The sequence below is a fragment of the Agrobacterium tumefaciens genome (assembly GCA_025560025.1).
In the GTDB taxonomy this organism is placed as follows: Bacteria; Pseudomonadota; Alphaproteobacteria; order Rhizobiales; family Rhizobiaceae; genus Agrobacterium.
Genome location: CP048485.1, coordinates 1,694,668 through 1,714,163, shown reverse-complemented (window position 1 = coordinate 1,714,163; position 19,496 = coordinate 1,694,668). Strand labels below are relative to the sequence as shown.

Genomic DNA, 19,496 nt, shown 5'->3' with positions numbered 1-19,496 from the left:
AGGCAAAAAAGAATAGGTTTGCAGCGTTCGCGAAGGGAGATGCAGGTCAGTGCTCGGGCGTATTCTGGTTTTTCTGGGCGGACTGCTGGCCGTGGTGCTGTTTTCGGCGCTGCTTATTCCCTATTTCGTCGACTGGACGGATTTCCGCCGCGATTTCGAGGATCAGGCAAGCCGTATCCTCGGCAAGAAGGTGGTGGTGCATGGCCGCGTCGAAGCCCGTATCCTGCCTTTCCCTTCGGTGACATTGCATGATGTGCGCGCCGGAACGGATGCGGATGGATCGCCGCTCATTCAGGTCGCCCGTTTTTCCATGGATGCCGAGCTTGCGCCTTTCCTCTCCGGCGAAGCGCGCATCTTCGACATGCGCATCGAGGAACCGAAAGCCAAGATAAGGCTGCTGAAGGATGGCACGCTGGACTGGATGCGCGGCAGCCGCGCGGAAATCCCCGCGCGCACCGTGGTTCTGGAAAGCGTACAGATCGAAGGCGGGCAGATCGAATTCATCGACGAGCAATCCGGCCGCAACCGTGTCGTGACCGGTCTCAATGCCGACATGTCCGCCAATTCGCTGGCCGGGCCGTGGAAGGCCGAGGGACGCGCTGCCGTTGATGGACATCCGGGCTCTTTCTCGCTTTCCAGCAGCGAGCCGGATTATGCCGCCGGCCGCATGGGGCTCCGGGTGCGGCTGGTGCCGGACGAACATCCGGTCGAGGTTGATCTCGATGGCGTGATTGCCGCAACAGCGGGAAAACCGGCCTATAGCGGTTCTTTCTCCTTCAGTTTCCGTGAGGACGAAAAGCAGAAGCAGCAGGCCGGACAATCGCTGTTTTCCTCGCCGCGCACCCGCGGCAGTTTTGAACTCACCAATGAGAGCGTGCGTATCCCGAGCTACCGCATGGAGCTCGGCGGCAGCGAAAATCCCTATGTCGTGACCGGCGAAGCGACGCTCGATACCGGCGCCAAGCCGGAATTCCTGCTGACGGCCGACGGCCAGCAGATCGATGTCGCCCGCTTCGCGCCACCTGTCGTGCAGACGGGCAAGACCTCGCGCCAGCCCACCGCCTCGGTGCGCCAGCGCATCGAGGCCTTTGCGGCCATGGTTGCGCGTATTCCGGTGCCGCCGGTGCCGGGCAAGGCGAGCATCAGCCTTCCGGCGCTCGTTTCCGATGATACGACCATTCGTGATATCCGCCTGGATGTGCGCCCGGAGGGCAGCGGCTGGCAGGTGGTGAATGCGGTTGCGACGCTGCCCGGCAGGACGCAGCTGGAAGCCAAGGGGTCTTTGACGCTTCTCGGCGGCCCTGCCTTCAACGGCAATTTGCTGCTTGCCTCCAACCAGCCTTCGGGGCTGGCGAACTGGCTTTCCGGTTCCGTCGACCCGGCGATCCGCCAGTTGAATGCCGCCGGTTTTTCCGCCGATGTCTCGCTAACGACGCTTAACCAGCGTTTCGACAATCTGGAGCTTGCCATCGGCGATGCCTCGCTGAAGGGTGAGCTGGAGCGGCGCTCCGACGGCAAGACTTCCAATCTTTCCATCGATCTTGCCGGCAACGAGATCGACCTCGATGCCTTGAAAGCGCTCGGCAGCCTCGCGCTCGGCGATCAGGTGGGTAGCTCGGTTCTTGATCATCGCATCAACGCAAAGTTCAAGGCCGACCGGTTCAATATGGCGGGTGTAACCGCAAATCATGTGGAAACCGCCTTTACCATGGCGGGTGGCGTTCTTTCGCTTGAAAACATGACGGCCGGCGATATTGCCGGCGCGGAAGTGCGCGCCAAGGGACAGTTGCAGGGCTCGCTGCTGAAATATGCCGGCAAGGGCACGGTGAATTTGCATGCAACGGACATGCAGCCTTTCTTCACCATGCTGCAGCAGAAATTGCCTGATCATCCGTTCCTCAGGCGTCTGGCGGCTAGTGCGCCCTGGTACGCCAATTCCGACCTTGCCATGGATGTTTCGGTCAATAGCGATAATGGCGGCGCAAATGTCGCGGTTTCCGGCACCGTCAATGGCAGCCGGCTTTCGGCCGTCGCCAAGATGCCGGATTTCCTGTCGATCACCGACGATACGGCGATGTCGCTGGAAGCGGTGTTGAAAAACCAGTCGACGGCGATCCTGTTCGGGCAGGCGGGGCTTGTTCCGCTGCCGTTCGATGCGGATGGGGAAGGGCTTCTTTCCGTCAAGCTCAACGGCACGCTCGGTTCACCCGCGCAGACCGATATCCGCTTTTCGACCGAGCGCACGCATTTTTCGATGAACGGCTCCTTTGCCGTTTCGGCCGCCAATTTCGGTGAAGGCAGTGCGGATGTGGCGCTCGAAAGCGCTGATATCGAGCCATATCTCATCATGAATGCGGTCGGCCTGCCGCAGCTTGGCGGCGGCATGGCGCTGAAGGCCAACGGCAAAGTGGCTGTGGATGGGCAAAAGATCGCCCTTTCCGGCATAGGCGGGCAGGCGGGCGGCAATCCTTTCTCGGGCAATCTGACGGTTGACCGCGTGGCTCCCTATCCCGTCACCGGCGCCCTTTCCGTCAGAACCGCCGATCTCGCCTGGCTGGGAGATGCGATCTATGGACCGGTGATCGATCCGGAAACCGGCGCGCTCAATGCCAAGCCTCTGGCCATGCCGGCTTTCCCGCAGCTGAAGGCGTCGCTGTCGCTGAAAGCGGAGAGTTTCGAGGCCGGTCCTTTCGGTACGGTCACGGGTCTTTCGGCCAAGGTCACGCATGATGAGGGCAGCCTCGCGCTCGACGATGTTGCCGGCACCTTCATGGGTGGCAAATTGACGGGGCGGCTCGCCATGTCGACGGGCGGGGGTGCAGGCATTTTCCGCACCAAGATCGCGGTGGTTGATGCCAATCCGGAGCCGATATTGTGGGCGAACGCCAATGGGCCGGTCGCAACGGGGCGGATCGCACTTGATCTTACGGCCGAATCGACGGGCAAAAGTCTTGCCGAAATCCTGAAATCGGCGGGAGGATCGGGGGAAATCCGTGCCAGCGGGCTTGCGCTGAAGGGCCTCAATCCCGGTGCCTTTCCGCCGATATTGCAATCGGCGGATGGCCTGCAGCAGCCTATCGACGCACCCAAGGTGCGGCCGTTGGTGGACCAGAATCTGTGGCAGGGCGAAATAGCGCTCGGCGATGTGGCCTTGCCATTTTCGTTGAATGGCGGCGCGCTTCATTTTCAAAACCTGCGCGCCGGCATCGATCCGGTGCAGCTGACAGCTGATGCGACGGTGGATATTGCTGCTTCGACCGTGAATGGCGACCTTGATCTTCTCTTCAATCCCGGCACGGAGACGGTCGCCGGGGCCGAACCGTTAGTGCGCCTGAATTACACCGGTCCGCTTGCCGCACCGGCTTTGACGACCGATGTTTCGGCGCTCAGCAATTATCTGTCGCTCAGGGCTTTCGAAAAGGAGCGCCGCCGGGTGGAGGCCATGCAGGCGAGCGTTCTTGAGAAGCAGCGCCTGCGCCGAGAAGTGGCGCTCTACCGTTTTGAGGCGGCGGAACGTCAGGCGGAGAAGGATCGCCTAGAGGCGGAGGCCAAGGCCAAGGCGGAAGAGGAGGCGCGGCTGAAGGCTGCGGCCGAGGAGCGCCTTCGGCAGGAAAAGGAACAGCAGGAGCGGTTGCAGCAACAACAGCAACAGCAACAGCAACAGCAACAGCAACAGCAACAACCCGTTCCCGAGCCGCAGTCCGCACCGGTGTTGATTGTGCCGCCGACGGAGAACGCCATCAGGGAACTGGCGCCGGAAAACGCGCCGGCTAATCCGTAAGTTTCTCGCGACGGGCAGCAATCGTTCCGCCGGTTGCAGAAGTATTGAACTTCTCTCCCAAACGCGCAGTTGAAACGCGCCGTCATCCTCGGGCTTGACCCGAGGATCCACAACCGGACGCGATCATGGATCCTCGGGTCAGGCCCGAGGATGACGGTGCGTTTGGGAGAGAAGTTGAGGCACACAACCCTGTCTCAGGGCGCATTTCGACGCGCTCTGGAGCCTGCCCTTTCAGCTACTTTACCGGACGAGCTCAGACAGCCCGTCAAATCCAGCTTTCGCGCTCGCCAAAGGGCGTGTCGGCGTCGAAATTTTTGGTGCCGATCCTGCTGCTTTCGCCAGACAGGCTCAGCCTATCCGCGCTTTCGCCCGAGGAGGACGATTTGCCGGCGCTGTTTTCGAGGGTTTCGAGATCAGCCTGGAGCGATGCGATTGTGCTCTTCAGCTCTTCCTGGGCTTTTGCTTCGGTGGTCTGGGCGAGCTCCGACTGCTTTGCGGCAATCTGCGATTTCAGTTCGGAGACGGTTGAAGACGAGGTTGAGGACGAGAGAACGGAAGCAGCGATGTTCGTTCCCGAAACGGCAGAAACCATAGGTCGCCTCGTGGCGGAGGTGTGAAAGGGAAAGGTCTGAAACACAAATTGAAAGCAAGGCTACGCAATACGGGGATGCCTTGGAGCGCAGATTAATCAGCTAATGTTTAATGAATGCTTTCACGGCGTTACGAGTTTTCAGCAGGAATATTAGTAGTCGCCATAAAGCGGAATTCGGGCCCGGGCTTTGATCTCACACGCTGCCAGAAATGCTCAGCGTGTCTTGAGCCAGCTCAATACATAGACTCGCAAGGATGAGGACAGATTGCTGTCGGCGGGCCGGTTGTCGTCGATTTCCGCAAGCAAGGCGGCGAAACTGATCTTGCGCTTTTCGGCGATGATTTTCAGCTCGTCCCAGAAGGCATCCTCAAGCGAAATACTGGTCCGGTGGCCATGCAATGTCGTGGAATGTTTGCGGATCATCACATCGCTCTCCGGCTGGAAATCTGAATCATGTCTCGCCGGTAAGTCCCTGTTTTGTGATTCTCTTCTGATTTTCCCGGGGAGGAGCTCCGGTCAGCGGGATGATCAGTCCCCCTCGGTCCTGTCATCGTCCTTTTCGAGCCGTCCCTGATCCAGCGCCTTCTCGGCTTTCTCATTGAGGGCGGATGTGAGGTTTTTTTCCGCCTTGGTGCGGCCGAAAGACAGGCGGTTCTGTTCCGCCTGTTTTTCTTTTTCGCTACGGGCCTTCTGCTTTCGAAACTGACGCAGATTGACGATATCGGCGGCCATGCGGATATGTCTCCTTGAGTTTCGCGCGGTGGGGCAGGAGGCTGTTATTGCTTCTTGCGGAAAGCATCCAGCGAGACGACGGAGCCTTCCTTCTTTTCCTCACCGGCCTTGGGCGCTTCGGCGGTGGAAGCGGGCTTTGCTTCATTGGAAACGGGGTAGGCGGTGATTTCGGCGTCTTCCATCTCTTCCTCATCGGCCAGGGGCACATCGAATTCAAGTTCGAAATTGACGGAAGGATCGTAGAAACCGCGAATGGCATTATACGGAATGACCAGCTTTTCCGGCGTATCCGAGAAGGACAGGCCGATTTCGAAGCCGGTTTCGGTAACCTTCAGGTCCCAGAACTGGTGCTGGATGACGATGGTCATCTGCTCGGCATATTTTGCCTTGAGGTGCTGGGAAATCCGCACCCCGGGCGCGCCGGTCAGGAAGGTGATGAAAAAATGATGGTCGCCGGGCAGGCGGCCGGTTGCGGCCACTTCACCCAAAACTTTACGAATAACGCCGCGAAGGGCATCCTGTGCGAGAATGTCGTAACGGATATGATCCTGCCCCATGCGGTCCTGTCTTTCCCTTATTCGAACGTCTTTTAATGCACGGCGCGTCATGCACGCCAGGGACGCTGTAACACTTTGAATTTTTGCGTAATCCTTGAGCCAGGATCAATTTCGATCCTGACGGCTACGCGTTGCCCAAGTATACGCAATGTCCTGAACGGCAGCAACGGAAAAGCCGATGCCGATCACAAGTCAGCTATCATATAACCAATTCAGGCAAAATGGAGAAGGTGGAGGTTTCTGTTGCCAGGTACCTCCGAACCCCGCCTCACGGGGCTAACCGTGAGGACTTAGAGCGGAATTCCCGCACCGCCATTAGGCAGCGAGAGCGTATTCCTTAGCGTTGTTGTCGTTTGCAACTACACTTGTGACCCGATAACGGCGGTATCATGCCGAGCAAAAGTTCGATCTTTACGCCCTTGTCGATCCTATTTCGCCCCCATCAAAAGCCGGCCTCGATCTTGCAAAGCCCGCCGGTTTTTGGTGGAGGCGCCGGGTACCGCCCCCGGGTCCAATAGGTTTATTACACCGACCGTTTATCGCCATAGCCGGGTTGCCCCGGCAAGGCTCATATAGGCGTTTCCCGTCCCCGAGAAAAGGGGGGCGATGACAATTCCATGAAAAGGTTTCGTGTTTGGCCCCGGCAATTTAGACTATTCTTGACGACGGGAGATTGCTGACACATTCTCCATGCAACCGGTCACCAGAAGCAACACCGGGCCGGGGACACACGAAGGAGTGGACATGACCGACTATCTCGCAGATGTGAAGAAATACGATGCAGCAGCCGACGAAGCCATTGTCGGCAAGATCGTCAAACATCTCGGCATTGCCTTGCGCAACCGGGATTCCTCGCTGGTGTCCGCTTCCGATCCGGAAGAGCTTGCGCGTGTGAAGGCGAGCTGGTGCGGCAAGAAGCTCGGTGTGACCGATGGCAGCGCCGATCAGGCGATCGATGCTGTCGCCAAGGCCATGGCCGCAGACCGCTCCAAGTCGCGCGTGACCTTCTATTACCTTGTCGCCAAGGAACTGGGCAAACTCCAGTCGCTTTGATTTAACGGGGATAAGCCCGCATTAGATGATTGGTTCTGCCGCCCTGTGCTATTATATTCCCTGGATATCAGGGAATCGGCGGCAGAACGCATGAAACAATATCTCGATCTTCTCCGGCATGTGATGGAAACCGGCTCCGACCGCGGAGACCGCACCGGTACGGGCACGCGCTCTGTCTTCGGTTACCAGATGCGTTTCGACCTTTCCGAAGGTTTTCCGGTTCTGACCACCAAGAAGCTGCATCTGCGCTCCATCATCCATGAACTGCTGTGGTTCCTGAAGGGCGACACCAATATTGCCTATCTCAAGGAAAACGGCGTTTCCATCTGGGACGAGTGGGCCGACGAGAATGGCGATCTCGGCCCGGTCTATGGCGCGCAGTGGCGCTCATGGCCGGCACCTGATGGCCGCCATATCGATCAGATCGCGCTTCTGATCGAGGCACTCAAAACCAATCCCAATTCCCGCCGTCATATCGTTTCGGCATGGAACCCGGCGCTGGTGGACGAGATGGCGTTGCCGCCCTGCCATTGCCTGTTCCAGTTCTATGTCTCGGACGGCAGGCTGTCCTGCCAGCTTTACCAGCGCTCGGCCGATATTTTCCTCGGCGTGCCCTTTAACATCGCATCCTATGCGCTTCTGACGCTGATGGTGGCGCAGGTCACCGGCCTGAAGCCGGGCGATTTCGTCCACACGCTCGGCGATGCGCATATCTATGCCAACCATTTCGAGCAGGCGCGGCTGCAGATGACGCGCACGCCGAAGGCCTTGCCGACGATGCGCCTCAATCCTGACGTCAAGGACCTTTTCGCCTTTAAGTTCGACGACTTTACGCTTGAGAATTACGAGGCCGATTCAAGCATCAAGGCGCCGATCGCGGTATGAGCGAGCCGCGTGTTACCCTCATCGTTGCGGTCTCGGAAAACGGCGTTATCGGCCGCGATCTCGACATGCCGTGGAAGCTTTCCACCGACCTCAAGCGCTTCAAGGCGATGACGATGGGCAAACCGCTCATCATGGGTCGGAAGACATTCCTGTCCGTGGGCGAGCGCCCTTTGCCGGGGCGGCCGCATATCATCGTCAGTCGCAATGCCGACTACAGGCCGGCAGGTGTGGATGTCGTTTCGTCGCTGGATGAGGCCCTGAAACTTGCAAAAGCCAAGGCCGCGGAACTGGGCGTGGATGAGGTTTTTGTGGCCGGCGGCGGTGAGATTTACCGTCAGGCCATGCCCTTTGCCGATCAACTTTCCGTCACCCATGTGGCGGTAAAGCTCGATGGCGACACTTTTTTTCCGGAAATCGATCCGGCCGTCTTTGAAAAAATCGAGGAAAGTGCCGCTCCCGCAGGGGAAAGCGACAATTATCCGGTTCTGTTCACCACTTATTTGCGAAGAGCCGCGTCAAAGTGAACTATTTACCCTGATTGGGTATTTAGTTACCACCTCTGCGTTGAAACGGACGCTTCTCCTTCCTATAACGGGTCGATATTCCCGCCGCACGCGAGCATTCGCTTACGAACGGAACCGGGAGAGGCTTTTATAAAGAGGTATTGATGCCCTGGAGCAATCAGAATGGCGGCGGCGGCCCTTGGGGTGGCGGCGGTGGAGGAAACAACCAGGGCGGCGGTGGCGGCCCATGGGGGCAGGGGCCTAACCGGCCTCGCGGCGGTGGCGGCGGCAACAATGGCGGCCCGCCCGATCTGGAAGAGATCATCCGGCGCAGCCAGGACCGTTTCAAAAATGTCCTGCCCGGTGGCTTTAATGGCGGCGCCGTTGCGATTGTTGTTCTCGTCGTTCTGGTGTTCCTCGGAATCCAGTCCATCTATACCGTCCAGCCGGACGAGCGCGGCGTGGAGCTGCGTTTCGGACGTCCGAAGGACGAAATCTCGATGCCCGGCCTGCATTTCCATCTGTGGCCGATCGAGACGGTTGAAATCGTCAAGGTCACCGAACAGCAGCAGAATATCGGTTCGCGCGCCTCGTCTTCCTCGTCGAGCGGCGTGATGCTCACGGGCGACCAGAACATCGTCAACGTGCAGTTCTCTGTGCTCTATACGGTTTCCGATCCGAAATCCTATCTCTTCAACGTCGACAGCCCGGCCGAGACCCTGCAGCAGGTTTCCGAAAGCGCGATGCGCGAAGTCGTCGGCCGTCGTCCGGCGCAGGATATTTTCCGCGATAATCGTCAGGCGATTGCGGGAGACGTGCGCACCATCATCCAGTCCACCATGGACGGTTATGGCGCCGGTATCTCCATCAATGCCGTGGCCATTGAAGATGCGGCGCCGCCGCGCGAAGTGGCCGATGCCTTCGATGAAGTGCAGCGCGCCGAACAGGACGAGGATCGCTTCGTTCAGGAAGCCAATCAGTACGCCAACCAGAAGCTGGGTGCCGCGCGCGGTCAGGCAGCGCAGATCGTCGAAGAGGCGAATGCTTACAAATCGCGTGTCGTCAACGAGGCTCAGGGTGAAGCGCAGCGCTTCGTTTCCATCTATGACCAATATCGCACGGCACCGGATGTGACCCGTCAGCGCATGTTCCTGGAAACCATGGAACAGGTCCTGAAGGGCTCCAACAAGGTGATCATCGATGAAAAGCAGGGCGTGGTGCCTTATCTGCCTCTGAATGAGATCATGCGCGGCAATGCCGGCGCAGCACAGCAGGGAGGCAACTGATATGAGCAACCGTCTTACGGCCGTTCTCGTCGGTCTCGCCGTTCTGCTTTTCTTCGGCTATTCCTCGATCTTCGTCGTCAACGAGCGCCAGCAGGCCATCGTCGTACGCTTCGGTCAGATCCAGGATGTGAAAACCGCGCCGGGCCTCTATTTCAAGCTGCCCTTCGCCTTCATGGATGCCGACCGGGTGCAATATGTCGAGAACCGGGCCCTGCGCTTCGATCACGACAATATCCGTGTTCAGGTTTCCGGCGGCAAGTTCTACGAGGTTGATGCCTTCGTCGTTTATCGCATCACGGATGCGCGCCGTTTCCGGCAGACGGTCTCGGGTGACCAGATGTCGGCCGAATCGCGGCTTCGCACCCGTCTCGACGCGTCGCTGCGCCGGGTCTACGGTCTGCGCGGCTTTGAATCCGCACTCTCGGATGCGCGTGCATCTATGATGCAGGAAGTGCGCGACGATCTGCGTCCCGATGCGGAATCGCTTGGCATCAGCATTGTGGATGTCCGCATCCGCCGTACCGATCTGACGCAGGAAGTGTCCCAGCAGACCTTCGAGCGCATGAAGTCGGAACGTCTGGCCGAAGCCGAACTGATCCGCGCCCGCGGTAATGAAGAGGCACAGCGTCGCCGCGCTATTGCCGACCGTCAGGTGGTGGAATTCGAATCCGATGCGCGTCGCCAGTCTGAAGTGCTGCGCGGTGAGGGCGATGCGGAACGGAACCGGGTCTTCGGTGAGGCTTTCCAGCGCGATCCGAGCTTCTTCGAGTTCTATCGTTCGATGGCTGCCTATGCCAATTCGCTGAGCGGAAACGGCACGACGCTGGTTCTGTCCCCGGATTCGACCTTCTTCCGTTATTTCAACGACATCAACGGCACGCCGTCTACGGCGCCTGCTGCGCCGGCACCGGCGAACTGATAGCGGATCAACTGATGTTGAAAGGGCCGGTTTTGACCGGCCCTTTCTTTTTGGCGGGACTGGTTTTGGCCAGCTCTTTCCTTTGACTCGGTTTTCGTGCCAATGCTGTGGGCAGGGCAAGGCGTCACCAGCCTGTTCACGAAAAGGTATTTTTACACTTCATCATTCCGCCTTATGCTTTGTCGATATATGCAAGGCGAGACTATTTGAAACGCGAGGACGCTTATGGCCGTGACCCTTCTTTCGCCTTTTCGCAGCAGCATTGCCGCAGTCGCGGGCATCGCGCTTGTGGCGGGTAGCCTTTCGGCTCCGGTTGCTGCGAGAGCGCAGAGCCATGGGCCGGAATCGGTGGCCGATCTTGCCGAGCCGCTTCTGGATGCGGTGGTGAATATTTCCACCTCGCAGAACGTCAAGACCGACGGCAAGGGGCCTGTTCCGCCGAAGCTGCCGGACGGTTCTCCCTTTCAGGAATTCTTCAAGGATTATTTCGACAGCCAGAAGCCTGAAGGCGGCGAAAAGGTCAGTTCTCTGGGCTCCGGCTTCGTTATCGATCCGGCCGGTTATGTCGTCACCAACAATCACGTCATCGAGGGCGCGGATGCCATCGAGGTGATTTTCCCGAATGGCTCTAAGCTCAAGGCGACGCTGGTCGGCACCGATACGAAGACCGACCTGTCCGTCTTGAAGGTGGAGCCGAAAGCGCCGCTGAAAGCCGTCAAGTTCGGTGATTCGCGCAGCATGCGCATCGGCGACTGGGTGATGGCCATCGGCAATCCCTTCGGCCTCGGCGGCTCGCTGACGGTCGGTGTCATCTCGGCGCGCGGCCGTAATATCAATGCCGGTCCCTACGACAATTTCATCCAGACGGATGCGGCGATCAACAAGGGTAATTCCGGCGGTCCGCTCTTCAACATGAAGGGTGAGGTAATAGGCATCAATACGGCGATCATTTCGCCGAGCGGTGGATCGATCGGTATCGGTTTTGCCGTTCCGACGGAACTCGCACAGAATATCGTGCAGCAGCTCATTGAATTCGGCGAGACGCGTCGTGGCTGGCTCGGCGTTCGCGTGCAGCCTGTCACGGATGACGTGGCCGCAAGCCTTGGCATGGAAAGCGCAAAGGGCGCGCTGATTTCCGGTGTCGCCAAAGGCGGTCCGGTGGAAAACGGCCCGATCGTGGCCGGCGATGTCGTCCTGAAGTTTGACGGCAAGGATATTCACGAGATGCGCGACCTCCTGCGGATCGTGGCGGAAAGCCCTGTTGGCAAGGAAGTCGATGTGGTTGTTCTGCGCGACGGCAAGGAAGAGACCCTCAAGGTGAAGCTCGGCCAATTGCTCGACACGCCGGACGAAAAGGCCTCGACGGATGATCCGCAGGCCGAAGACGGCGACGGCGGCGTGGTGACACCTGATGATGGCGGCAGCGACGATCAGGCGCAGGACCAGACGCCTGAGGTGCGCGAAGCGCCACAGAGTGTTCTCGGCATGAACCTCGTTGTTCTGAGCAACGAGCTGCGGACGGAGAAGGGCATTGCCGAAAGTGTCGAAGGTGTGCTTGTCGCCAGCGTCGATCAGGGCTCTCCGGCCGAACAAAAGGGCATGAAACCGGGCGATATCATCGTCGAAGTCGGGCAGGATTTCATGGAGGTCCCGGGTGACGTGCTGGTGCGCATCAACGGCCTGAAATCGGAAGGCCGCAAGAATGCGCATATGATGGTTGCAGATGCCCAGGGCAATCTGCGCGTTGTGGCGCTGCCGCTGGAATAAAGCGCCTTTCGCTCGGTCCGTCAGGAATCGGGTGGTTGGGATGCCGGCCGCTCTTTAATTCTTGGTCTCCATCGAACGGAGGCCAAGGATATGAAATTACTCGAAAACAAGGTTGCGATCATCACCGGCGCGTCATCCGGCATCGGCCGGGCGACGGCAAGGCTGTTTGCCGAACAGGGTGCGGCCGTCATCATCAACGCGCGTGGCGCAGCGGCACTTGAGGATGTGGCTTCCGCCATTCGCCAGGCCGGTGGTCGCGTTCACACCGTCGTGGGTGATGTCGGCATTGCGGAAACCCATGCCCGCCTGACGGACGCAGCCATGACCATCTTTGGCGGTCTCGATATCGCCGTCAACAATGCCGGTGCGGTTGGGGCGATGAAGCCGCTTGCGGAGATTTCGGTAGAGGAATGGGATCATGTGATCGCCGCCAATCTCACTTCCGCGTTTCTTGGCGTGCGCAGCCAGATCCCCGCGATGTTGAAGCGGGGAGGCGGCTCGGTCGTCTTCATCTCCAGCTTCGTCGGCACCAGTGTCGGCATACCCGGCATGGCAGCCTATGGCACATCGAAGGCGGCGCTGATGGGGCTGGTGAAAGGCATTACTGCCGATTACGCCGTCAAGGGCATTCGCGCCAATGCGCTGCTTCCGGGTGGCGTCGATACGCCGATGGCGGGAGATGCAGCCCAGAAGGAGTGGGCCGCGGGGCTGCATGCGATGAAACGCATCGCGGAGCCGGAGGAGCTGGCGCAGGCCGCCCTTTTCCTCTCCAGCCCGATGTCGAGCTTCGTTGCCGGATCGGCCCTGTTTGCCGATGGCGGCAATGCGGCGGTGAAATAATTACCGAACTGGCGGGCGGTGGGCGGCGTTACCGCGCCTGTCGTTTCCGCCATTCCTCCAGCGTCAGCGCATAGGTGACGTGAGGGCGCAGATGCGGATGGGTATCTTCCGGCACGCGCGGATGGTCGAAGTCGCGCGAGGGGTCACGCTTCAGGCCAATGCGCTCCATCACGCGCGTCGAACGCTGGTTATCATGGACGGCAAAGGAGACGATTTCCGGCGTCTCCTTTTCATCGAAGGCCATGACGAGCAGCGATTGCGCGGCTTCGGTGACATAGCCATGGCCCCAGTAGCGGGTGGCGAGCCGCCAGCCGATCTCCATTGTTCCGATCAGGAAGGGCGGATCGAGGTTCATCACGGGGGAGATACCGCAAAAGCCCATGACTTCGCCGGTCTCGCGCAGTTCCATGGCATAAAAGCCGTAACCGCTGCCACGGATCATGCCATTGATGGTTTCCAGAACCGCGTCCGCTTCCGCATGGCTGCGACGGAAGGGGAAAAATTCCATCACCTTTTCGTCGGCATTGATTTCACGGAACAGGTTACGGTCGCTCTCCTTCCACTCGCGCAGAATGAGCCTTTGTGTCTCACGGATGATCATGGAATGACAAAATCCGTCTTGCGGTAGCCCTGAATGTAAAGCAGCGCGGTGAGATCGCCATGGTCGATGCGCATCTGCGCCTCGGCGGCCACAGCCGGCTTGGCGTGCAGGGCGACGCCGGCACCAGCTAGGTGCAGCATGCCGAGATCATTGGCGCCATCGCCGACCGCCATCGCCTCTTCGGGCGATATACCGAGCTTTGTGGCGATATCGTTCAGCGCATCCACCTTGGCCTGTTTGCCGAGGATGGGTTCGGCAACGGTGCCGTCAAGCTCGCCATTGGCTTCGCCGAGCAGATTGGCGCGGTTCTCGTCGAAACCGAGCATGGCGGCCACAGGGCCGGTGAAGACGGTGAAACCGCCGGAAACGAGGGCGGTGTAATAACCCTTGGCCTTCATGGTGGCGATCAGCTCTTTGCCGCCCGGAGTGAGGGTGATGCGCTTTTCGATGACATCGTCGACCACCGAAACCGGCAGGCCCTTCAGCAGCGCCACACGTTCCCGGAGTGCCGGTTCGAAGGCGATCTCGCCATTCATGGCACGGGCGGTGATTGCGGAAACCTTTTCCTTGAGGCCGACTTCGGCGGCCAGCTCATCAATGCATTCCTGGCCGATCATGGTCGAATCCATATCGGCGATCAGGAGCTTCTTGCGGCGCTTATCCTGTTCCTGGATGACGATGTCGATTTTCCGATCAACGATTGCCATTCGCAGAAGACGATCCGCCGCCTCCATGTCCGTTCCTTCGGGCAGTGCAATATCGCAGGCAATGCCATCGGCCAGCCAATAGAGGCCGGATGCGTTGACGGCCTTTGCGGCGGCTTCGCCGAGGGCCGGTGTCAGAACAGGATTTGACGGATTGGCGATAAGCGTGGCAACGAAAGCCATGATGAAAAACCTTGATGAGAATTTTGATGCGATCCTGATAACCGGCCCGACGGCAAGCGGCAAGTCCGCGCTTGCGCTTCGTTTGGCACGGGAGCGGGGCGGTGTCGTCATCAATGCCGACAGCATGCAGGTTTACGACACGCTGCGGGTGCTGACCGCCCGGCCATCCGAAGACGAGATGGAGGGCGTGCCGCATCTGCTTTACGGCCATGTACCGGCAAGCAGCCTCTATTCGACAGGCGAATGGCTGCGTGAGATTTCGGCCCTGCTTCCCGATTTGCGCAAGCAAGGACGCTTTCCGGTCATCGTCGGTGGCACAGGACTTTATTTCAAGGCGCTGACGGGCGGCCTGTCCGATATGCCCGCCATTCCGGACGATATACGCGAGAGGCTGCGGTCCCGTTTGATCGAAGAGGGGCCTGCGGTTCTCCACGCGGAGTTGTCGCGTCTTGATCCAGCTATGGCTGAAGGGCTTCAGCCGGGGGACGGCCAGCGGATCGTCCGGGCGCTGGAGGTCATCGAGGCGACCGGAAAGTCGATCCGGGATTTCCAGAAGGCGAGTGGTCCGGTGATCATCGATCCCGAGCGGGCGCAAAAAATCGTGGTTTTACCGGACAGGCCGGTGCTGCATGATCGCATCAACCGGCGGTTTGAAACCATGATGGAGAGCGGCGCGGTGGAGGAGGTGAAAGCTCTTCTCGCTCTCAATCTTGCGCCCGATGCGACCGCGATGAAGGCGATCGGCGTTTCTCAGATTGCCGATATGCTGGCCGGCCGCATGAGTGAGGCGGAGGTGATCGAAAAATCGGCGGCTGCCACCCGCCAATATGCCAAGCGGCAGATGACTTGGTTCCGCAATCAGATGGGGGAAGACTGGGCGCGGCTTAAGCCATGAACGCCGGTGTCAATCCTTGCGGTAGAGGCTGCCGAGCGGCTTCTTCAGCAGGCTTTCCCTCAGCGACGGGCGAGTATCGCCGGGAGGCGGGCCATTCTGCGTCTGCATCTGGAAACCGGCCCTGCGCAGGTCGTTAACGGCGTCGGAGGCGGTATCGGCCCCTGTCGGCGGATCTTGCGGTGCTGACGGCGCTCGTCCAGGCAGCATGTCCGGACGATAAGGCTCGTAGCCTTCCGTTGCAGCCGTCCCCAATTCGCGTTTCCAGCGATCCATGTCGTCCGTTTCTTTGAGGCCGGCAATGGACTCCGGCGGATCGGAAAAGGCTGCCTCGACACTTTGCTGAAAACCGGTGATGACCGGTTTGGCCGTGGCGCGCATGCGGGTGACGATGCTGTTCAGGTCGACCGTATCGGGCGTTTCATGGGGCGTATGGCTGACCGCGCCGCTTGCCTTCGGCAATTTGGCCATGGGAACGCGGTCGAAGCGCATGCGCATTGGCACACCCACCGCTTCGCCAAAGGCGATGGCCTCGCCATTGCCGATGGACGACAAAAAGCTGGTGGTTGAGGTCGATGCATTCGGTACGGCGGACAGAATGATCTTCTGGTCGATCTCGTTCGACAGCCGCATGGCGAAAACGGTCGAGCACTGAGACAGGATGGTCTGGTCGAGTTCGCTCGGCCGCTGGCTGATGACGCCGAGTGAGATGCCGTATTTACGGCCTTCCTTGGCGATCTGGGCGATTGATTGACGGGTGGGGAAAAAGCCACGCTCGGGGTCTGCCGGAACATAACGGTGCGCTTCTTCGCAAACCACCAGCATATGCAGCGAACCGCGCGCCAATACTGCGAGCTCGAAGGACATGCGGCAGAGGACGGAAACCACCGAGTTCACCACCTCGGAGGGGATGCCGGACAGCTGGAAAACCGAAATCGGCCTGCCTTCTCCGGGAATACGGAAGATATGCGCCACCGTTTCCAGAATATTATCGCTGATCGTATTGCTGGAGAACATGAAATTATAGCGCGTGTCGTTGATGGCCGAGAGGATGCGACCCTTCAGGGAACGCAATACCGGTTTTTCCCCGCGCCCTTCCAGCCGTCCGATACGCTCGTCGACAAGGGCCAGGAGGTCGGCCATGCGGTAAGGAACCGGCGTATCCGGCGTGATCGCGCTCTTGTCCGTTGTGCGGCGCACGGCGGAGCCATCTGTGCCGCGAAATGCCTTTTTCGCTTCCGGAATGATCTCGCGCAGAACATCCATCTCTTCCGGAACTGGCTTGCGGCCGCGGAAAATCACTTCTGCGAATTCCTCGAGCCGCATCAGCCAGAAGGGAAGGTCGAGCGTATCGGTGTCAATAACAACCGAATGATCGGGAAAAGCGGCCGCAAATTCATTGTGCGGATCGAGAATGAGGACGCGCAGCTTGGGGTCCGTCTCGATCGCCTTGTTCAACAGCAGGGTAACCGCCGTGGTCTTTCCCACACCCGTTGATCCGACGACGGCGAAATGTTTGGCCAGCATTTGCGGGATGTTGATGGCCGCGCCGATCGTGTCGTCCTGCGTCAGCTTGCCGATGACGCAGCTGTCACGCTTGCCGCCGTCATAGATCTTGGCAAGGTCGCCGGTGCGGATGCGATGCGCCACTGCGCCCAGATAGGGGTAACGGGAAATGCCGGAGGAAAAGCGTTCGCTGCCGTCCTCGGTGCGATAGACTTCGCCCACGAGTTCCACGTCGATCAACAGCCTGTTCGGCTTGTCCGATGACCAAGAATCTTCGCCGGTGCGCATGGCATATACCAGCGCTGCTACCCGGCTCGTTCCCATTTCGATGGAAATCAGGCGGCCGACGGACCAGAGCTGGGCGACATCGGTTGAGCCGATCTCGGTTTCGGCGGCAATGGTCGCATGGGCGCCATCACAGGCGATGACGCGGCCCAGCATGCGGTTAGCCGGCTGCTGGCCGGACCGCCGTTCGTTGTCGTCCATACGGGACGCCTTATGAAACTCGTCGTTACTCACGTCTTATCCCGGTACATGCGGATGATCGCGGTGGTTCGGGCAGCATCTGCGTTTTCAATATTAAACGATTATACTTAACAACCGGTGTATCAGCTGTGTTCGAAAATTTCGTGGAAGCGCCCTTTCCGGCAATAAAAGAAGGCGACTCCGATTTTTTCCTGCAATATGCGTTGACGGCTGGCGCATTTCTGGCTAACACTCCGGCCCATGAAAAATCTTAACGTACTTATCGTGGTGGGACGGCGCATGGGCAGGATGGTGTAACCATCCGGCGAAAGCACCCATGCGCTGAACGAGGCTCCTTAAGGGGCCTTTTTTTATGTCTTCAAACAGGCCCTCGGGCTCCTCGATATCCAAAGCCAAAGCGGGATGGAAACAGGCAATGACGGATAAGGACAATACGGAAAACAGCAATCGCATGACAGGTGCGGAGATCGTTCTGCAGGCGCTGAAGGACAATGGCGTCGAGCATATCTTCGGTTATCCCGGCGGCGCCGTACTTCCGATCTACGACGAGATTTTCCAGCAGGAAGACATTCAGCACATTCTCGTGCGCCATGAGCAGGGCGCCGGCCATGCGGCCGAAGGTTATGCCCGCTCCACCGGCAAGGTCGGCGTCATGCTCGTCACGTCCGGTCCCGGCGCCACCAATGCGGTGACCCCGCTGCAGGATGCGCTGATGGATTCCATTCCGCTCGTCTGCCTGTCCGGCCAGGTTCCGACATCGCTGATCGGCTCGGATGCATTTCAGGAATGCGACACTGTTGGCATCACGCGCCCCTGCACCAAGCACAACTGGCTGGTCAAGGACGTCAACGAGCTGGCAGGCATCATCCATGAGGCCTTCCGCATCGCGCAGACGGGCCGTCCCGGTCCCGTCGTTGTCGATATTCCGAAGGACATCCAGTTCGCCACCGGCACCTACACACCGCCTTCCGCCGCCATTCAGCAGAAGAGCTACAAGCCGAAGGTCCAGGGCGATCTCAATGCCATTCACGCGGCCATCGAACTGATGTCGAAGGCAAAGAAGCCGATCTTCTATACCGGCGGCGGCGTCATCAATTCCGGCCCGGAAGCGACCCGGCTGCTGCGTGAGCTGGTTGAGCTGACGGGTTTCCCGATCACCTCGACACTGATGGGTCTCGGCGCCTATCCGGCTTCCGGCAAGAACTGGCTCGGCATGCTGGGCATGCATGGCTCCTACGAGGCCAACATGACGATGCATGATTGCGACGTCATGGTCTGCATCGGTGCGCGTTTCGATGACCGAATTACCGGTCGCATCAACGCGTTTTCGCCGAATTCCAAGAAAATCCACATCGACATCGATCCGTCGTCGATCAACAAGACGGTTCGCGTTGACGTGCCTGTCATCGGCGATGTCGGCCACGTTCTGGAGGATATGGTCCGCCTGTGGCGCGCCTTGCCGAAGAAGCCGGAAAAATCGCAGACAGCCGACTGGTGGGCGCAGATCGAGCGCTGGCGCGCCCGCAATTCCTTCGCTTACAAGAACTCCAATGATGTCATCATGCCGCAATATGCCCTGCAGCGGCTTTATGAGGCGTCGAAGGGACGCGACACCTACATCACCACCGAAGTCGGCCAGCACCAGATGTGGGCGGCGCAGTTCTTCGGCTTCGAGGAGCCGAACCACTGGATGACCTCGGGCGGTCTTGGCACCATGGGTTACGGCCTGCCGGCGGCCATCGGCGTCCAGGTTGCGCATCCGGAAGCACTGGTTATCGACATTGCCGGCGATGCCTCGATCCAGATGTGCATCCAGGAAATGTCCTGCGCCATCCAGTATGGTCTGCCGGTGAAGATTTTCATCCTCAACAACCAGTATATGGGCATGGTGCGGCAGTGGCAGCAATTGCTGCACGGCAACCGCCTGTCCAACTCCTATACCGAAGCCATGCCTGATTTCGTCAAGCTGGCGGAAGCCTATGGCGCGGTCGGCATGTATTGCGACGATCCGAAGGAGCTGGACGACAAGATTGCAGAAATGATCGCGGTCAACCGGCCGGTCATCTTCGATTGCCGTGTTGCCAATCTTGCCAATTGCTTCCCGATGATCCCGTCTGGTAAGGCTCACAACGAGATGCTGTTGCCGGATGAGGCGACGGATGAAGCTGTTGCCAACGCCATCGACGCCAAGGGCCGTCAGCTAGTCTGA

At 59.4% G+C, this 19,496-nt stretch carries 17 protein-coding genes and 1 other RNA gene; 10 read left to right on the top strand and 8 right to left on the bottom strand.

Annotated elements, in window-relative coordinates:
• Positions 1 to 49 precede the first annotated feature (49 nt).
• A complete protein-coding gene (locus FY152_08495) occupies positions 50 to 3,781 on the top strand; it encodes an AsmA family protein (GenBank protein ID UXS32124.1) in 3,732 nt (1,243 codons plus the stop codon).
• Between the two features lie 265 nt (positions 3,782 to 4,046).
• Here the strand turns inward: FY152_08495 and FY152_08490 are convergent, their stop codons facing one another.
• From FY152_08490 to ssrA, 5 genes are all read right to left on the bottom strand, one after another.
• The gene (locus tag FY152_08490; GenBank protein UXS32123.1) at positions 4,047 to 4,373 is read right to left on the bottom strand and encodes a hypothetical protein; all 327 of its coding nucleotides are present in this window, start codon (positions 4,371 to 4,373) and stop codon (positions 4,047 to 4,049) included.
• A 213-nt stretch (positions 4,374 to 4,586) separates the two neighbouring features.
• Complete coding sequence (locus FY152_08485) at positions 4,587 to 4,796, bottom strand: aryl-sulfate sulfotransferase (GenBank protein ID UXS32122.1); 210 nt, start codon at positions 4,794 to 4,796, stop codon at positions 4,587 to 4,589.
• Between the two features lie 105 nt (positions 4,797 to 4,901).
• Complete coding sequence (locus FY152_08480) at positions 4,902 to 5,105, bottom strand: DUF4169 family protein (GenBank protein ID UXS32121.1); 204 nt, start codon at positions 5,103 to 5,105, stop codon at positions 4,902 to 4,904.
• A gap of 44 nt (positions 5,106 to 5,149) precedes the next feature.
• A complete protein-coding gene (locus tag FY152_08475) occupies positions 5,150 to 5,662 on the bottom strand; it encodes a hypothetical protein (protein ID UXS32120.1) in 513 nt (170 codons plus the stop codon).
• Positions 5,663 to 5,891: 229 nt separating this feature from the next.
• Positions 5,892 to 6,264, bottom strand: a transfer-messenger RNA (tmRNA) gene (gene ssrA / locus FY152_08470).
• A 142-nt stretch (positions 6,265 to 6,406) separates the two neighbouring features.
• Between ssrA and FY152_08465 the strand changes: the two genes are divergently transcribed.
• The 7 genes from FY152_08465 to FY152_08435 all read left to right on the top strand — a co-directional run bounded on the left by FY152_08465 (position 6,407) and on the right by FY152_08435 (position 12,915).
• On the top strand, positions 6,407 to 6,715 hold the full coding sequence (locus FY152_08465; GenBank protein ID UXS32119.1) for a DUF2853 family protein: 309 nt from the start codon (positions 6,407 to 6,409) through the stop codon (positions 6,713 to 6,715).
• A 90-nt stretch (positions 6,716 to 6,805) separates the two neighbouring features.
• On the top strand, positions 6,806 to 7,600 hold the full coding sequence (locus FY152_08460) for a thymidylate synthase (protein ID UXS32118.1): 795 nt from the start codon (positions 6,806 to 6,808) through the stop codon (positions 7,598 to 7,600).
• Positions 7,597 to 8,124, top strand: a complete 528-nt coding sequence (locus FY152_08455; GenBank protein ID UXS32117.1) for a dihydrofolate reductase — start codon at positions 7,597 to 7,599, stop codon at positions 8,122 to 8,124. The genes FY152_08460 and FY152_08455 overlap by 4 nt, the downstream gene beginning before the upstream one ends.
• Before the next feature lie 143 nt (positions 8,125 to 8,267).
• A complete protein-coding gene (gene hflK / locus FY152_08450; GenBank protein ID UXS32116.1) occupies positions 8,268 to 9,389 on the top strand; it encodes an FtsH protease activity modulator HflK in 1,122 nt (373 codons plus the stop codon).
• 1 nt (position 9,390) lies between these two features.
• Entirely contained in the window at positions 9,391 to 10,308 is a 918-nt protein-coding gene (locus tag FY152_08445) for a protease modulator HflC (GenBank protein UXS32115.1), read from the top strand.
• A 225-nt stretch (positions 10,309 to 10,533) separates the two neighbouring features.
• Complete coding sequence (locus tag FY152_08440; protein ID UXS32114.1) at positions 10,534 to 12,075, top strand: Do family serine endopeptidase; 1,542 nt, start codon at positions 10,534 to 10,536, stop codon at positions 12,073 to 12,075.
• Positions 12,076 to 12,165: 90 nt separating this feature from the next.
• Positions 12,166 to 12,915, top strand: coding sequence for an SDR family oxidoreductase (locus FY152_08435; GenBank protein UXS32113.1), 750 nt, complete (start codon positions 12,166 to 12,168; stop codon positions 12,913 to 12,915).
• A gap of 28 nt (positions 12,916 to 12,943) precedes the next feature.
• On the opposite strand, the gene FY152_08430 is transcribed toward FY152_08435, so the two are convergent.
• Both FY152_08430 and serB read right to left on the bottom strand, forming a co-directional pair.
• Positions 12,944 to 13,516 carry a GNAT family N-acetyltransferase gene (locus tag FY152_08430; GenBank protein ID UXS32112.1) on the bottom strand — a complete coding sequence of 191 codons (573 nt, stop codon included), beginning with the start codon at positions 13,514 to 13,516 and terminating at the stop codon, positions 12,944 to 12,946.
• The gene (gene serB / locus FY152_08425) at positions 13,513 to 14,403 is read right to left on the bottom strand and encodes a phosphoserine phosphatase SerB (GenBank protein UXS32111.1); all 891 of its coding nucleotides are present in this window, start codon (positions 14,401 to 14,403) and stop codon (positions 13,513 to 13,515) included. Before serB ends, FY152_08430 begins: the two co-directional genes overlap by 4 nt.
• Here serB and miaA point away from each other — a divergent pair.
• A complete protein-coding gene (gene miaA / locus FY152_08420) occupies positions 14,402 to 15,298 on the top strand; it encodes a tRNA (adenosine(37)-N6)-dimethylallyltransferase MiaA (protein UXS32110.1) in 897 nt (298 codons plus the stop codon). The genes serB and miaA overlap by 2 nt on opposite strands.
• A gap of 9 nt (positions 15,299 to 15,307) precedes the next feature.
• Here the strand turns inward: miaA and FY152_08415 are convergent, their stop codons facing one another.
• The gene (locus tag FY152_08415) at positions 15,308 to 17,320 is read right to left on the bottom strand and encodes an ATP-binding protein (GenBank protein UXS32109.1); all 2,013 of its coding nucleotides are present in this window, start codon (positions 17,318 to 17,320) and stop codon (positions 15,308 to 15,310) included.
• 382 nt (positions 17,321 to 17,702) lie between these two features.
• Here FY152_08415 and FY152_08410 point away from each other — a divergent pair, with 382 nt between their 5' ends.
• Positions 17,703 to 19,496, top strand: coding sequence for an acetolactate synthase 3 large subunit (locus tag FY152_08410; protein ID UXS32108.1), 1,794 nt, complete (start codon positions 17,703 to 17,705; stop codon positions 19,494 to 19,496).

What these genes read in the sequence shown, in the direction of transcription:
- FY152_08490 (UXS32123.1), bottom strand. Translation starts at nt 4,373, where the DNA reads ATGGTTTCTGCCGTTTCGGGAACGAACATCGCTGCTTCCGTTCTCTCG.
- FY152_08485 (UXS32122.1), bottom strand. Translation starts at nt 4,796, where the DNA reads ATGATCCGCAAACATTCCACGACATTGCATGGCCACCGGACCAGTATT.
- FY152_08480 (UXS32121.1), bottom strand. Translation starts at nt 5,105, where the DNA reads ATGGCCGCCGATATCGTCAATCTGCGTCAGTTTCGAAAGCAGAAGGCC.
- FY152_08475 (UXS32120.1), bottom strand. Translation starts at nt 5,662, where the DNA reads ATGGGGCAGGATCATATCCGTTACGACATTCTCGCACAGGATGCCCTT.
- FY152_08465 (UXS32119.1), top strand. Translation starts at nt 6,407, where the DNA reads ATGACCGACTATCTCGCAGATGTGAAGAAATACGATGCAGCAGCCGAC.
- FY152_08460 (UXS32118.1), top strand. Translation starts at nt 6,806, where the DNA reads ATGAAACAATATCTCGATCTTCTCCGGCATGTGATGGAAACCGGCTCC.
- FY152_08455 (UXS32117.1), top strand. Translation starts at nt 7,597, where the DNA reads ATGAGCGAGCCGCGTGTTACCCTCATCGTTGCGGTCTCGGAAAACGGC.
- hflK (UXS32116.1), top strand. Translation starts at nt 8,268, where the DNA reads ATGCCCTGGAGCAATCAGAATGGCGGCGGCGGCCCTTGGGGTGGCGGC.
- FY152_08445 (UXS32115.1), top strand. Translation starts at nt 9,391, where the DNA reads ATGAGCAACCGTCTTACGGCCGTTCTCGTCGGTCTCGCCGTTCTGCTT.
- FY152_08440 (UXS32114.1), top strand. Translation starts at nt 10,534, where the DNA reads ATGGCCGTGACCCTTCTTTCGCCTTTTCGCAGCAGCATTGCCGCAGTC.
- FY152_08435 (UXS32113.1), top strand. Translation starts at nt 12,166, where the DNA reads ATGAAATTACTCGAAAACAAGGTTGCGATCATCACCGGCGCGTCATCC.
- FY152_08430 (UXS32112.1), bottom strand. Translation starts at nt 13,516, where the DNA reads ATGATCATCCGTGAGACACAAAGGCTCATTCTGCGCGAGTGGAAGGAG.
- miaA (UXS32110.1), top strand. Translation starts at nt 14,402, where the DNA reads ATGATGAAAAACCTTGATGAGAATTTTGATGCGATCCTGATAACCGGC.
- serB (UXS32111.1), bottom strand. Translation starts at nt 14,403, where the DNA reads ATGGCTTTCGTTGCCACGCTTATCGCCAATCCGTCAAATCCTGTTCTG.
- FY152_08410 (UXS32108.1), top strand. Translation starts at nt 17,703, where the DNA reads ATGACGGATAAGGACAATACGGAAAACAGCAATCGCATGACAGGTGCG.